Here is a 14,169-nt window from a genome sequence, read left to right on the forward strand (position 1 = left end):
CAAAGTTTGGTGATAGAATTTGTCAATGAAGATCGGTGCGATCCTGAGCAGATTCCGCAAGCAGATCCTGATGCTGTTCGACATCTGCGCCCTCACGGTCTGTTATCTGGCGCCCTGGGTGCTGATCAGCGGACGTGCGCCCTACGCACAGTATTCCAGCCTGCTGGTGGCCAGCTGTTTTCTGTTCGTCAGCTGCTTCGAGATCGTCTACGGCCTGATGGGTATGTACGACAGTCTGTGGCGTTACGCCGAAGTGGTAGAGTTCTTCCGGCTGTGTACCGGTTCGGCCATTGCAATTTTTCTGTTTGTGGCCAGCTCCATGCTCATCTTCCAGGGAACAGGCAGTCAGGTGCCCACTTCGGTCTACTTCCTCAGCGCCATGTTCTCGGCGGGTGTGACCATGTATTCCCGCCTGGTGTACCGGATGTACCGGAACGTGAAGCTGGGCAAAAAGGGCGGCCAGAAAGCCCGCCGTACCCTGCTGATCGGTGCGGGCGATGCGGCCAGCACCCTTCTGCATGAACAGTTCAAAAAGCCCAGCCCGGATATGAACATCATCTGCTGTGTGGACGATGCGCCGGAAAAGCAGGGCCGCTACATCATGGGCATCCAGATCATGGGCACCACTGAGGACATCCCCGAGATTGTGGAGCAGTGTGAAATCGAGAGCATTCTGCTGGCCATTCCCACCATGGACGAGGAAAACAAGCGGCGGGTGCTGTCCATCTGCAACAAGACCAAGTGCAACATCAAGATCCTGCCGGATATTGTGAAGATGATCACCGACGGGCAGGATCTTGCCTCCCGCATCCGCGATGTGAAGGTGGAGGATCTGCTGGGCCGGGAAGAGGTTCAGCTATCCGTTCGGATTGCGGAATTCCTGCGGGGCAAGCGGGTCATGGTCACCGGCGGCGGCGGTTCCATCGGTTCCGAGCTGTGCCGTCAGATTGCGTCCTGCGAGCCCAAGGAGCTGCTTCTGGTGGATATCTACGAGAACAGCGCCTACGCCATCCAGCAGGAGCTGCGCCGCAAATATGGCGACAAGCTGGATCTGCAGGTGCAGATTGCCTCGGTGCGTGATTCCAAAAAGATGGATGCTCTGTTTGAGCGCTACCGCCCCGAGATTGTGTTCCACGCCGCCGCCCACAAGCATGTGCCCCTGATGGAGGACAGCCCGGAGGAAGCGGTGAAGAACAACGTGTTCGGCACCTTCAACGTGGCCAGCTCGGCGGACCGGTACGGGGCCGAGCGGTTTGTGCTGATTTCCACCGACAAGGCGGTGAACCCCACCAACGTGATGGGCGCCACCAAGCGCGTGTGCGAGATGATCGTGCAGGCCATGGCCCAGCGAAGCAAGACCCGGTTTGCGGCGGTTCGCTTCGGCAACGTGCTGGGCTCCAACGGTTCGGTAATCCCCCTGTTCAAGGAGCAGATTGCCTGCGGCGGCCCGGTCACGGTAACACACCCGGACATCGTGCGCTATTTCATGACCATCTCCGAGGCGGTGAGCCTGGTGCTGGAGGCCGGTTCCATGGCCACCGGCGGCGAGATCTTCGTGCTGGACATGGGCAAGCCCATGCGCATTCTGGATCTGGCCGAGAACCTGATCAAGCTCTCCGGCTTCATTCCCTACAAGGACATTCAGATCGTGTTCACCGGCCTGCGCCCCGGCGAAAAGCTGTTTGAGGAGCTGCTGATGGACGAGGAGGGCCTGCGCAAGACCGAAAACCGGAAGATCTACATTGGCGCGCCCCTCAAGCTGAACAACCAGACCTTCTTCGATCACCTGATGACTTTGAAGCAGATCGCCTACACCAACAACAGCGACAATCTGGTGCAGGCGCTCATCGACATGGTGCCCACCTTCCACCACAAGACCAACTGTGGGCAGGAACCCGCCTGACAGGGCGAGACCAGCTAGGAGGAATGTTTCATGTATCGCAATGTGATCAAGCGTGTGATTGACTGGGTGCTTTCGCTCTGCGCCATCGTGGTGCTGTCGCCGCTGCTGGCGATTCTGGCCCTGTGCGTCAAGTTTTCGTCCCCGGGGCCGGTGCTTTTCTGCCAGAAGCGGGTGGGCAAGGGCAAAACCTATTTCCAGATTTATAAGTTCCGCAGCATGCGCACGGATACCCCCAAGGATATGCCCACGCATCTGCTGGAAAATCCGGATGCCTTCATCACCCCCATCGGACATTTTCTGCGCAAGACCAGCCTGGACGAGCTGCCCCAGCTGTTCAACATCTTCAAGGGCGAAATGAGCATCATCGGCCCGCGCCCTGCGCTCTGGAATCAGGACGATTTGATTGCCGAGCGGGACAAGTACGGTGCCAACGACTGCGTGCCCGGCCTGACCGGCTATGCCCAGATCCATGGCCGCGACGAGCTGCCCATCCCCAAAAAGGCGGAGCTGGACGGTTATTACGTTCAGCATCTGAGCTTCGGGCTGGACGTGAAGATCTTCTTCGGAACCATCCGCAGCGTGCTGCACCACGAGGGTATCGTGGAAGGCAAGCAGCCCTGAATTTACAAAAACAAAGAAAAACCGCCGCCGTGCAAGGTAAAATGCACGGCGGCGGTTTTGTTTGTGTTCGGTACAAAAGGGAAGGGGAGCGCGTCAGCCTTTGACAGTGCTGTCCGGCTCTTCCTGCCGGGTGGAATCGGTGGTCATCGTTTCCAGAAGCAGGGCGTAGATCTCGCTGCCCTTTTCGATGAAGGCGTTCTTCACCATTTCAGCGGTCAGAGGGTCGGGTAAGGTGAAGGAAAGGCCGAACACCTCGCTGCCCAGCTCATTGATGGAGCAGTGCACCACATAGCCCTGGTCGGTTTTGGTCACCTGAGTCTGGTGCTGGGCGGCCTTGCGCACCCACTGCTGCGCCCGGATCACCGCCCGGATGGCGGTCTCCCGCACACTGCGGGGCAACAGGTCAAAGCCCAGCTCGTCGGTCACCGAAATGCCCTTGGGGGTGATGTGGTAGCCGCCGTTTTCGTCCACGGTCACAAGGCCCTGATCCTCCAGATCGGCCAGGCTCCCGGCCAGCTCAAAATAATTCACCAGCTGCTCGCCCAGCAGCGCGTTTTCAATATCCTGCCGGCACAGGGGTGCGGCGGTGCGGATCAGGTAGCACAAAAGGATGCTCACCTGGGATCGGTCGGTCAGGCCGCCCGGCTTTACGCCAAAGGTAAATGCATTTCCGGCCACAGCAAACACTTCCTTTTCTTAGGTGTACTGTTACTATTATAAAAGGATTTGTTCGCCTGCGCAAGGCCCGGCAGCTGCCCGGGCTTCGGTTTCAAATTCCGTTTCGATGTGCTTGCGGCTGAAGGGGGTGGAATAGACCCAGCGGTCGATGTGACCCTCGGTTTGGGTGTAGGGCAGGGCAAAGCGCAGCGGCTCGCTCAGCTCCCGGTTCACGATCACCAGCTTCAGCTTCATTTTATCCGGCAGAATGCTCTTGATGTAAACGCTCACCGGCTGGCCCAGCCGCAGCCCTTCGGTGCGCTCGGCAAGGCCCGCCAGATTGGGTGCGATCTCGATGAACACCCCATAGTCCTCGATGCTTCGCACAATGCCCACCACCGTTTCGCCTACGGCAAACCGGCCCGCGTTTTCCTGCCAGGTGCCCAGCAGCTCCCGCAGACTCAGCACCAGCCGGCCCTGTTCGTCCCGGCTTTTGATCACGCAGAACAGATCCTCCTCCAGCTGTACCCGGTCCGCCGGGCTCTGGATGCGGGAGACGGAAAGGCAGTCGATGGGCAACAGGGCGCTGATGCCGCAGCCCACATCGCAAAAGGCCCCGAAGGATTCGATATGGGTCACCCGGCAGGGCAGAATGTCTCCGGGCTGCAGCCGGTCCAGATACTCCTCCCGGCAGCGGCGCTGGGCCAGCCGGCGGGAAAGCCGCCAGGCTCCGTCCGCCCCCGGGGCTCCGGTGATCACAAAACAGGTGGGCCGCCCCACCCGGGTGAGCACCGCAATCTCCCGCACCTGGCCGGAGTCGATGCCGTCGGCGCAGTCGTCGTGCTCCATGTAGGCGGGTTGGCCGTTCAAATCCAGCCGCAGCCGCTGCTGGCGGTCGAAGGCAAGGGCCGTGGCCTGCAGCACCTCGCCTCGGGTCAGCGCCTGGGCCAGCTGGGCACTGCTCAGTTCACACGCGGGGCGGCAAAGCCCCTCCGGTTTATATTCCACCATGAATCCTCATCCTCATTTCTACTGGTTTCAGATTGCGGCCGCGGCCGCTTAAAAAAATATATGCACCCGTCGGGTGGGATATTTGCAAATTCCGCAAGATAGGGTATAATGTATTAGTTAACGGCTGTATGCCGGAAAAACACAAAAGGAGGCCGCCTATGGACGTTCGTGTTGGGGATCAGATCCTCACCAAAAAGCCCCATCCCTGCGGAGCAAGCTGCTTCGATGTGCTGCGTGTGGGCATGGATTTCAAGATCCGCTGCACCGGCTGCGGCCGCGAGGTCATGGTGCCCCGGGCCAAGATCGAAAAGAACATCAAAAAGATCCTGCGCGGCGAAGAATAGCGGCTGGCGTTTCTTTTCATTTTTCACAAAAAGGAGAAACTGCCCATGCTGGAAAAACTGCGCGATGTACGCCTTCGTTACGACGAGGTGAACCGCCGATTGCAGGACCCCGCTACCGTCAGCGACAACAAGCTGTTCCGGGATCTGATGCGGGAATACAAGAATCTCACGCCCCTGATCGAGGCGATGGACGAATACGAGCAGGCCGAAGAAGCCTGCCGGGAGGCGAAGGAGCTGCTGGACGAAGGCGGCCTGGAGCCGGACTTTAAGGAAATGGTACAGCAGCAGCTGACCGAAAACAAGGAAAAGCTGGAACCTCTGGAGCAAAAACTCAAGCTGCTTTTGCTGCCAAAGGACGAAAACGACGGGAAAAACGTGATTGTGGAGATCCGCGGCGGCGCGGGCGGCGAGGAAGCGGCCCTGTTCGCCCACAGCCTGTTCCGGATGTACAGCATGTATGCCGCCACCAAAGGCTGGATCTACGAGGTGCTGAGCCTGAACGAGACCGAGCTGGGCGGCATCAAGGAGATTGTGTTCTCGCTGCAGGGCGAGGGCGCTTACAGCCGCCTGAAATTCGAGAGCGGCGTGCACCGGGTGCAGCGGGTGCCGGAAACCGAGACCCAGGGCCGCATCCACACCTCCACCGTCACTGTGGCGGTCATGCCCGAAGCGGAAGAGGTGGATCTGGAGCTGGACATGAACGATCTGAAGATCGACACCTTCCGTTCCTCCGGCGCCGGCGGCCAGCACATCAACAAGACCTCCAGCGCCATCCGGGTGACCCACCTGCCCACCGGCATGGTGGTGGAATGCCAGGACGAGCGCAGCCAGTACAAAAACAAGGACAAAGCCCTGAAGGTACTGCGCAGCCGCCTGCTGCAGCAAAAGCAGCAGACCCAGAAGGACGCCATCGACGCAGATCGCCGCAGCCAGGTTGGCACCGGCGACCGCTCCGAGCGTATCCGCACTTATAACTTCCCCCAGGGGCGGCTCACCGATCACCGCATCGGGCTGACCCTGTACAAGCTGGACAGCATCATGGACGGCGCGCTGGACGAGGTTCTGGACGCGCTGATCACCACCGACCAGGCGGAAAAGCTGAAAGCGGCAGAAAAGGAATGAGCTCCATGGAAACCTTATTGGAAAAAGCAAACGAAGCCTCCATCGCCAAAGCGGCGGAGCTTCTGAAACAGGGTGAAATCGTGGCGATTCCCACCGAAACGGTGTACGGCATCGCCGCCAGCGCCTTCGACGGCAATGCCGTCAAAAAGATCTTCGAGGCCAAGGGTCGCCCGCAGGATAATCCGCTGATTGTTCACATCGATCGGATGGAAATGCTGGACGGTCTGGTAAGCCGGGTGCCGGAGGGGGCCAGAAAGCTGGCCGAAGCCTTCTGGCCCGGCCCGCTCACCATCATCATGCCCCGGGGCAACAAGGTGGCGGACGAGGTTTGCGCCGGGCTGGATACCGTGGCCATCCGCATGCCCAGCCATCCGGTGGCCCGGGCGGTCATTGCCGCCAGCGGTCTGCCGTTGGCGGCGCCCTCGGCAAACCTTTCCGGCAGCCCCAGCCCCACCTGCGCTCACTATGTGATGAGCGATATGGACGGCCGTCTGCCCCTGATTCTGGACGGCGGCGACTGCCAGGTGGGCGTGGAATCCACCGTCATCACGCTGGCGGGGGATACCCCCATGCTACTGCGCCCCGGCTACATCACCAAGGAGCAGATGGAGCAGGTGCTGGGCGAAGAGGTTGTTTTGTCCGGCGCGATTCTGGCAAAACTGAAGGAAGGGGAAACTGCCCGTTCCCCCGGAATGAAGTATAAGCACTATGCCCCCAAGGCGGAGGTGACCATCGTCAAGGGCGATCTGGCTGCCTTTGCCGCCTATGTGGAGCAGCACAAGGCGGAGCATACCCTCTGCCTGTGCTTCACCGGTGAAGCAGAGCAGCTGCCTGTACCCTGTGTGGAATACGGTGCGAAGGAAAGCGGAGCCGAGCAGGCTCACGCTCTGTTCACCGCCCTGCGCCGGCTGGACGAGCTGGGGGCAAAACAGGTGTTTGCCCGCTGCCCGGCGGATACCGGTGTATCGCTGGCAGTGTATAACCGACTGCTGCGCGCCGCCGCTTTCCGGGTGGTGGAAGCATGAGAACCATTGGCATTACCGGCCGATCCGGCTGCGGCAAATCCACCGTATCGGCCCATTATCGCGCCCTGGGCTACCGGGTAGCGGATGCGGATCTGGTGGCGCGGCAGGTGTTGGAACCGGGTTCCGCCTGCATCCCGTTGCTGGTGGAGCAGTTCGGCGCGGACATCCTGGACGAAGAGGGCGGCATTCAGCGCCGCCTGCTGGCAGACCGGGCCTTCGCCCGGCCGGATGGCTCCCAGCGTCTGGTGAGCATCACCCACCCGGAGATCGTGCGTCGTCTGCTGCAGGAGGGCGAAGAGGCTCGGCAGGCAGAGCAGGATGTGTTTTTTGTGGATGGTGCGGTCATTGTGGGCGCACCCTTTGAACCCTATTGCGATGGGATCATACTGGTGAGCGCACCGCTGGAGGAATCCGTCCGGCGCATCTGCGCCCGGGACGGCATCTCCGAAGAATCCGCCCGCCGCCGGTTGGATGCCCAGCTGAGCGAGGAGACCCTGCGGGCCGCCTGCGCCTGGGAGATCCGAAACGACAGCACACTGACCGGCCTGCTGGAGCAGGCGGATCGGGTGCTGGAACACCTGAAAGGTGGGATGTGATTGTTGAAACGATACGGCAAGGCTCTGCTTTTCTTGGTGCTGGGCCTTGTGGCAGCTGTATTGCTGGCGCTGCCGCTGATCCGTGCAGGTTTGCACAAGCTGGATCTGGCGCGCTACCCCCAAAAGTATCAGGAGCTGGTGGAGCAGTATGCTCTGGAAAATCAGGTGGACCCGCTGGTGCTGTACAGCGTGATCCGCACCGAAAGCGGGTTTGACCCGCAGGCGGAGTCCAACGTGGGTGCACGGGGCCTGATGCAGATCACGGAAGAGACCTTCTGGTGGATCAAAAGCAAGATTGCGCCAAAGGAGGATCTGGATTTCGAGGATCTGTATGACCCGGAGACCAACATTCGCTTCGGCTCCTATTATTTGGCCGCCTGCCTGAATCGGTATGAAAACGATCTGGCCACCGCGGCGGCCGCCTATCACAGCGGCTGGGGAACTGTGGACGGCCTGCTGGAGCAGGAGGCCTATTCGGCCGATGGCGCAGTGCTGCACACCTTCCCCTATGAACAGATGAAACTGTATGTGTACAAGATCACACATGCGTTCCAAAAATATCAAACGCTGTATTCCAGCGTGGAAATCGAGGGATAACCAATGAGCAAGGAAAAGACCAAGGGCCAGCTGCTGGCCGACGAGCTGTTCTACGAAGCGCCTCTGGCGGCGGACAGCGCAGCCGATGCCTTTGAAAGGGCAAATGCCTTCTGCGAGGGCTACAAGACCTTCTTGGACGAGGGCAAGACCGAGCGCGAGTGCACCAGCTATGCGGAGAAGATGCTGGTGGAAGCGGGCTACAAGCCCTTTGAGCCCGGCGTGGTATACCAGCCCGGCGACAAGATCTACACCGTGAACCGCGCCAAGAGCATTCTGGCCGCCACCATCGGCACCAAGAGCATGGCCGAGGGTATGCACCTGAACATCGCCCATGTGGATGCTCCCCGCCTGGATCTGAAGCCCAACCCCCTGTACCAGAGCGCCGATCTGGCCCTGCTGCAGACCCACTACTACGGCGGCATCCGCAAGTACCAGTGGCCCACCCTGCCTCTGGCTCTGCATGGTGTTGTGTTCAAGAAGAACGGCGAGAAGGTGGAGATCAACATCGGCGAGAAGCCCGGCGATCCCGTTTTCTGCATCACCGATCTGCTGCCTCATCTGGGCGCGGATCAAAATGCCCGCAAGCTGAGCGAGGGCATCACCGGCGAGGAGCTGAACATTGTGGTCGGCTCTCTGCCCTACGAGGACGAGGAAGTGAAGGATCGGGTCAAGCTGCTCACCATGAAGCTGCTGAACGAGATGTACGGCATCACCGAGCGGGACTTCAACCGTGCCGAGATCGAGGCTGTGCCCGCCCAGAAGGCCTGCGACGTGGGCTTTGACCGTGGTCTGGTTGGCGCTTACGGTCAGGATGACCGCATCGACGCCTACCCGGCTCTGGTGGCGGAGGTCGAGACCAAGAATCCTGCCTTCACTACTGTCTGTGTCCTGACTGATAAGGAAGAGATCGGCTCCGACGGCCCCACCGGCCTGGCCAGCATGTATGTGTTCCACTTCATGCAGCAGCTGTGCGCTACCCATGGTGTGGACAGCATCACCTGCTTCAAGGCTTCCAAGTGCCTGTCTGCCGACGTGACCGCGGCTTACGATCCCACCTTCTCCAGCGCCTTCGAGCCCCAGAACAGTACATACGCCGGCAAGGGCGTGGCTCTGGCCAAGTACACCGGTTCCCGCGGCAAGGGCGGCGCCAACGATGCCAGCGCCGAGCTGGTAAGCTACTTCACCCGCATTTTTGACGATGCCGGCGTGGTGTGGCAGCTGGGCGAGATGGGCAAGGTCGATCAGGGCGGCGGCGGCACCGTTGCCAAGTATGTGGCGGCCCACGACATCGACACTCTGGATGTGGGTGTGCCGGTGCTGAGCATGCACTCTCCCTTCGAGCTTGCCTCCAAGGTGGATATCTACATGGCTTACAAGGCATTCAAGGCCTTCAACGAGGCGCAGGAATAATTTGCCTTTTGCGCAGCAGAACAAAAAGAACAGGGGTGCTTCCCGATTCGGGAAGCACCCCTGTTCTTTCTGCGCCAAAAGCGGCGAAAGGTATGCGTTAAAAAGACTTATTTCAGCGTATAGGTGCTGATGCAGCGGCACAGTGCGCCCACATCGGTTCTGGCGGCAAACTCGAATCGGATCTTACCCAGGCCGCTGAACCAGAGCTCCAGCTCACTGTCGATATCCAGCACGCCGGCAGTCTCCACCGAGAAGGCTTGAATCTTGCTGTAGGGCAGGGAAGAGATGTCCTTTTTCTTGCCGGTCAGCCCCTGAAGGTTGATGGCGAAGATACGGCGGTTGGTGAACACAATGGCATCCCGCACTGTTTTGTAGGCCTGAATGATCTCTTCGTCCGGGATCATCATGGGCTGCAGCATTGCCAGATAGGCGGAAGGATCGGCAGCGGCGAGCTTGTAAGCAGTGGGATTTTTAAAATCGATCATGACCAGAACCTCCAATGTGTGAAAAGATGATGGGAAGAAGTTTCCCTTTTTCTCTTGATTACCATATTTTCCCGATTTCGTCAAGAGAAAATCAACGGAAGGCTGCGCCAACAAGCTCATTGGTCGGTGAGCACGCCGTCGCGCAGATGCAGGATACGGCTTGCAGCGGAGGCCACCGTCAGGTCATGGGTAATCTGGATAATGGTGTGCCCCTGCCGGTTCAGCTGGCGGAACAATTCCAGAATCTCCCGCCCGGTGCGGGTGTCCAGTGCGCCGGTGGGTTCGTCGGCCAGAAGGAGGGCAGGCTTGCCCACCAGTGCACGGGCAATGGCTACCCGCTGCTGCTGGCCGCCGGAAAGCTGATTGGGCCGGTGCCGAAGCCGGTCCCCGAGACCCATGGCGGTCAGACTTTCCACGGCCAGCGGGGCTGCCTGCTGATGGGAAAAGCCCCGCAGCAGCAGCGGCATCATCACATTTTGCAGCACGTCGTACTGGGCCAGAAGGTGATAGCGCTGAAAAATGAAGCCGATTTTTCGATTGCGCAGCGCGGCCAGCTGTCGGGCCTCCAGGCGGAACACGTCCTCTCCGTCCAGCGAATAGCTGCCCCGGTCGGCGGTGTCCATACACCCGATGATGTTCATCAGTGTGGATTTGCCGCTGCCGGATATACCCAGAATCGAAATGAATTCGCCGGCCTGCACGGTAAGGCTTACCTGTTTCAGCACCTGCACCCGCTCTTCACCCATGGAGTAGCTTTTGTCGATATCCTGCAGCCGCAGTATATCACTCATACAGAACCACCTCGGTGACCTGCCCGTTCTCGTTGACGAATACGACCAGGATGCTGCCCTTCTGGATATCGGTGAGCTGCTTTTCCTCGCCGCTTGCACCGGTGATCTTCAGCCCGCCGGGGATCACCACGGATTTGCTTTCGCCGGTATAGTCCAGCTCGGTGCGCTCGCTGGCGCCGGTCTGACCACCGGCTTCACCGGCCTCCATGGCAGGAGCCATGACTGCGGCGGCCACTTCGCCGTCTGCGTTTTCCGGTGCGCTGGCGCCCTCGTCCTCGCCGGGCAGCTTGGCCAGATCCAGCGTCAATTCATTGCCGGCCACCTCACTCACCCGGTCGTACAGAAGCTCCAGATTCTGGGAAGAGGCACTTGCGCTGGAAGAACTGCTCTGAGAATTGCTGCCGGGCTGGGAATCAGGCGCAGTGCCTTTGCAGGCAGTCAGACAGGCGGCCATCAGGATGGACAGGGCAATGGCAAAAATCTTGGTTTTCATGGTTCAAAACTCCTTTTTGTTTTGTTTGCTTTATTCATAACTCAAAGCATCCACCGGTTTCAGGCAGGATGCTTTCCAGGCGGGATAAAAGCCGAACGCCGCGCTTGTGAGGATGGCGAACACGAAGGCTACAACCGCGCCCTGCACGGAAGGGGCAAGCGGCATGCCGGTGAAGCGAAGCACCCAGAGACCTGCGGCGCTGCATACGTGCCCCAAAAGACCGCCCACCAGCCCAATGGAGACCGATTCCAGCAGAAATTGCAGAAGAATGGTTTCGGCCCGTGCGCCAAGGGCTTTCAGCACGCCAATTTCCCGGGTGCGATCCTTGATGGTCACGAACAACACGTTCATGATGCCGATGCCGCCTACCGTCAGTACGATCATGGCCACTGAAATCAGCAGCATGCTCATGGTCCGCGCCGAGCGGGTCGCCGCTTCAATGCGGCTGCCCGCGTTTTCCACCTTGTATTTGTGGGCGTCGTTCATGTAATAGTTCATGGTGCTTTGAATCCGCTTCATGGCGCTTTCCACCTGACGGATGCTGGTGGCCTTGGCTGTGAGCTGCGGAACCGCGCCTTCGCCGCTCAGCTTGCAGTCCTCCATGGTGTTCCAGGGCAGATAGATGGCGTTGTCGTTGTCCACACCTTTCAGCCCGTCGCCGCTCTGTTGCAGAACACCCACCACGGTGAACCAGTTTTCTCCTATGCGCAGCTTGCGGCCGTCGGCTTCGGCGGCGCTGCCGAAATATTTTTCTGCGATCCTGCCGCCGATGATTGCCACCCGGCGGCTGCTGTCGAAATCCTCTTCGGTAAAATCGCCGCCCGCGGCGAATTCCAGCAAGAACACCTGGCTGTATTCCGAGGTCACGCCGGTCACGGTGAGATATTCCTCGGTGCGGCCCAGCTGCACCTTGGCGCTGGTCTCGTTTCGCAGGCAGACCGAGGAGAGCGCAGGGTTTTCCTCGCGGATGGATTCCATCAGCTGCGGGGTAAGTTTTTCCAGGCGGCTGGTATCGAAGCTGTCCTGCATCTGCTGGTAGTCCAGATTCACAAAGATCGTATCGGCAGACATGCCGGAATACTGGGCTTCCGCCTCATCCTTCGCACCCTGACCGATGGCGGTCACCAGAACGATGGTGGCGGTGCCCACGATAATGCCCAGACTGGTGAGCAGAACGCGGCCTTTGTTTTGCAGGGCGTTCGTCCGCACCAGCCGGAGCAGCTCACTGATCCTCATACACTTCCTCCACCAGAGCCACGTCGCCGTCCTTCAATCCGCTCTGGATTTCGGTAAGGCGGCCGTTGGTCACCGGCTGGCGGCGCAGAGCATTGTTTTCGTCCGCCGGGAACACATAGCTTTCACCCGCATCAAACTGGATGGCTTTGTTGGAAACGGCAAGCACGTCTTTTTTCTCTTTTATGATCAGGGTGGCGTTTGCGCCCATGCCGTCATACAAGGGCTGCTCGCCCGGCTCGAAGGATGCGGACACCTCGAACTTTCCTGCGTCATTCTGAATCTTGGAAACCGACTGAACGGTGCCGGAAAAAGTGGCTTCCGGGTAAGCATCCACATAGAAGGTAAGCGCCTGGCCCGGCTGCACCTGACCCACATCCACTGGATCAATCTGCAGAACAAGGCTGCGCTGTGTCTCGTCGCCGATCTTTGCCAAGGGTGTGGCCGGGTCGACTGCTGTGCCGCCGGTTCCGCCCAATGCGGTCACGATTCCCGGCCGATCCGCCCGCAGTGTGGGATCGCTGCACAGCTGCAACAACTCATCATAGCTTTTCTGTGCCTTGTCCCGTTCCAGCTCGGCGGCTTTGCGCTGGCTTTCCAGAGTGGTCTGATCCGCCGCGGCCTGCTGCCGCAGTGTTTCGATCTGCCGATCCTCCTCCTGCCGCAAGGCCTGCCGGGCTTCGTCGCTTTCCCGCAGCTTTTGTTCCGCCTGATCCAGCTGGCTTTGCACCTGATCACCGGCGCTTTTGGCTTCGTCGGCCTGCCGCTGCTTTTCCGCAGCCTGGCCCTCATAATCGGCGGTGGCCGCTTCATCGCGGGTGCGCTGTACGTCGGCGGTGTCCACCTCGTTCTGGGCAAGCTTGCGGCGGGCTTCCTGAAGCTGCTCCTCGGGAGCGCCCTGCGCGATCAGTCCGTCCAGCTCCTGCTGCAGCTGGGCCCGCTGTTCCTCCAGCTGGCTGAGTCGGCTGTCGCAGTCCGCAATCACCTGGGCACGCTGCTGCTGTTTGTTCAGCAGCGCCTCGGCCTCCTGCCGGGCGGTCTGCTCGGTCTGGCGGTGCCCGTTCAGCTGGTTTTTCAGCGTCTGCTTTTCCGTTTCCAGAGCTTCCTGCTCTGCGCTTTTCTGCTCGCTGCCCGAGGCACGCAGCTGGTCAATCTTCTGCTGCAGCTGTGCGTCGGCATCCGTTTTCTGTTGGGTCAGGCGATCCAGCTCGCTCTGCTTCTGAGCCAGCAGGAGCTTGCTCTCCTGGGCCAGGCGCTGCAAATCTTCCAGGTCATACTCCGCCAGAATATCACCTTCTGCGACCTGATCGCCCACGTTCACCTTATCTGGTCAGCTACACAATCTCAGAACGACCTGCCCTGAGCATGGTAACCACCATGTTGAAGAAAGCTTTTGAAACGATACCGGACAAGATCGATCTGATTCTGCATTCTGACCAGGGCTGGCAATACCAACACAGGCAGTATCAGCAGATGTTAAAACGCAAAGGCATTCGGCAAAGCATGAGCCGCAAAGGAAATTGTCTGGACAACGCTGTCGTGGAAAATTTCTTTGGATTACTCAAAAGTGAGCTGCTGTACCTGCAAAAATTTGATTCCATGGAGCACTTCAAGCAGGAACTGATAGACTATCTTGATTACTACAACAACCGCAGAATTAAGGCAAAGCTAAAGGGCTTGCCGCCTGCAATACACAGACAACAAGCCCTTTCGGCTTCTTAAACAATTTTCGGTTTCAAATATTGTCTAACTTTTTGGGGGCACTTCAAAAGATTTGAGGGCCTGCCTTTTTGATGTTTGCAGTTTCGATACAATACGGTGGTGGATTTTGTGCAAACGGCTGCGCTATCCTGAAAGCAGATCAAACTCCCATGGAGGTGC

Annotated in this window: 15 protein-coding genes and 1 pseudogene; 9 read left to right on the forward strand and 7 right to left on the reverse strand. The window is 59.4% G+C overall.

All coding sequences use genetic code 11. The features are described 5' to 3' along the window. Positions 1 to 25: 25 nt before the first annotated feature. Both EDD77_RS07380 and EDD77_RS07385 read left to right on the forward strand, forming a co-directional pair. Entirely contained in the window at positions 26 to 1,903 is a 1,878-nt protein-coding gene (locus EDD77_RS07380; RefSeq protein WP_058965129.1) for a polysaccharide biosynthesis protein, read from the forward strand. Positions 1,904 to 1,933: 30 nt separating this feature from the next. Then, positions 1,934 to 2,524 (forward strand): sugar transferase, encoded by a 591-nt coding sequence (locus EDD77_RS07385; RefSeq protein WP_058965128.1) that lies wholly within the window; start codon positions 1,934 to 1,936, stop codon positions 2,522 to 2,524. A 93-nt stretch (positions 2,525 to 2,617) separates the two neighbouring features. On the opposite strand, the gene EDD77_RS07390 is transcribed toward EDD77_RS07385, so the two are convergent. After that, complete coding sequence (locus tag EDD77_RS07390; RefSeq protein WP_058965127.1) at positions 2,618 to 3,202, reverse strand: DUF4364 family protein; 585 nt, start codon at positions 3,200 to 3,202, stop codon at positions 2,618 to 2,620. 36 nt (positions 3,203 to 3,238) lie between these two features. Beyond that, complete coding sequence (locus EDD77_RS07395) at positions 3,239 to 4,192, reverse strand: S1 RNA-binding domain-containing protein (RefSeq protein ID WP_058965126.1); 954 nt, start codon at positions 4,190 to 4,192, stop codon at positions 3,239 to 3,241. Between the two features lie 158 nt (positions 4,193 to 4,350). Here EDD77_RS07395 and EDD77_RS07400 point away from each other — a divergent pair, with 158 nt between their 5' ends. From EDD77_RS07400 to EDD77_RS07425, 6 genes are read left to right on the forward strand one after another with little or no spacing between them, the layout of a single operon-like run. Continuing rightward, on the forward strand, positions 4,351 to 4,536 hold the full coding sequence (locus EDD77_RS07400; RefSeq protein ID WP_058965125.1) for a DUF951 domain-containing protein: 186 nt from the start codon (positions 4,351 to 4,353) through the stop codon (positions 4,534 to 4,536). Positions 4,537 to 4,581: 45 nt separating this feature from the next. After that, positions 4,582 to 5,658, forward strand: a complete 1,077-nt coding sequence (gene prfA / locus EDD77_RS07405) for a peptide chain release factor 1 (protein WP_058965124.1) — start codon at positions 4,582 to 4,584, stop codon at positions 5,656 to 5,658. 5 nt (positions 5,659 to 5,663) lie between these two features. Continuing rightward, positions 5,664 to 6,683 carry an L-threonylcarbamoyladenylate synthase gene (locus tag EDD77_RS07410; RefSeq protein WP_058965123.1) on the forward strand — a complete coding sequence of 340 codons (1,020 nt, stop codon included), beginning with the start codon at positions 5,664 to 5,666 and terminating at the stop codon, positions 6,681 to 6,683. After that, positions 6,680 to 7,279 (forward strand): dephospho-CoA kinase, encoded by a 600-nt coding sequence (gene coaE / locus EDD77_RS07415; protein ID WP_058965122.1) that lies wholly within the window; start codon positions 6,680 to 6,682, stop codon positions 7,277 to 7,279. The genes EDD77_RS07410 and coaE overlap by 4 nt, the downstream gene beginning before the upstream one ends. After that, entirely contained in the window at positions 7,280 to 7,876 is a 597-nt protein-coding gene (locus tag EDD77_RS07420; RefSeq protein WP_242868394.1) for a lytic transglycosylase domain-containing protein, read from the forward strand. Positions 7,877 to 7,879: 3 nt separating this feature from the next. Then, positions 7,880 to 9,286 (forward strand): aminopeptidase, encoded by a 1,407-nt coding sequence (locus EDD77_RS07425; protein ID WP_058965121.1) that lies wholly within the window; start codon positions 7,880 to 7,882, stop codon positions 9,284 to 9,286. A 107-nt stretch (positions 9,287 to 9,393) separates the two neighbouring features. Here EDD77_RS07425 and EDD77_RS07430 read toward each other — a convergent pair whose 3' ends face one another. The 5 genes from EDD77_RS07430 to EDD77_RS07450 all read right to left on the reverse strand — a co-directional run bounded on the left by EDD77_RS07430 (position 9,394) and on the right by EDD77_RS07450 (position 13,603). Further along, complete coding sequence (locus tag EDD77_RS07430; protein ID WP_058965120.1) at positions 9,394 to 9,771, reverse strand: PH domain-containing protein; 378 nt, start codon at positions 9,769 to 9,771, stop codon at positions 9,394 to 9,396. A gap of 116 nt (positions 9,772 to 9,887) precedes the next feature. Further along, complete coding sequence (locus tag EDD77_RS07435) at positions 9,888 to 10,562, reverse strand: ABC transporter ATP-binding protein (RefSeq protein WP_058965119.1); 675 nt, start codon at positions 10,560 to 10,562, stop codon at positions 9,888 to 9,890. Beyond that, positions 10,555 to 11,055 carry a hypothetical protein gene (locus EDD77_RS07440; RefSeq protein ID WP_058965118.1) on the reverse strand — a complete coding sequence of 167 codons (501 nt, stop codon included), beginning with the start codon at positions 11,053 to 11,055 and terminating at the stop codon, positions 10,555 to 10,557. The genes EDD77_RS07435 and EDD77_RS07440 overlap by 8 nt, the downstream gene beginning before the upstream one ends. 30 nt (positions 11,056 to 11,085) lie before the next feature. Continuing rightward, positions 11,086 to 12,291, reverse strand: a complete 1,206-nt coding sequence (locus EDD77_RS07445; protein WP_058965117.1) for an ABC transporter permease — start codon at positions 12,289 to 12,291, stop codon at positions 11,086 to 11,088. Beyond that, the gene (locus EDD77_RS07450) at positions 12,278 to 13,603 is read right to left on the reverse strand and encodes an HlyD family efflux transporter periplasmic adaptor subunit (protein ID WP_082669612.1); all 1,326 of its coding nucleotides are present in this window, start codon (positions 13,601 to 13,603) and stop codon (positions 12,278 to 12,280) included. The genes EDD77_RS07445 and EDD77_RS07450 overlap by 14 nt, the downstream gene beginning before the upstream one ends. Positions 13,604 to 13,614: 11 nt before the next feature. Between EDD77_RS07450 and EDD77_RS18025 the strand changes: the two are divergent. Beyond that, positions 13,615 to 14,010, forward strand: a pseudogene (locus EDD77_RS18025) (transposase); the annotation flags it as partial. Between the last annotated feature and the right edge of the window lie 159 nt (positions 14,011 to 14,169).

The organism is Allofournierella massiliensis, from assembly GCF_004345265.1.
GTDB classification, from domain to species: domain Bacteria; phylum Bacillota; class Clostridia; order Oscillospirales; family Ruminococcaceae; genus Allofournierella; species Allofournierella massiliensis.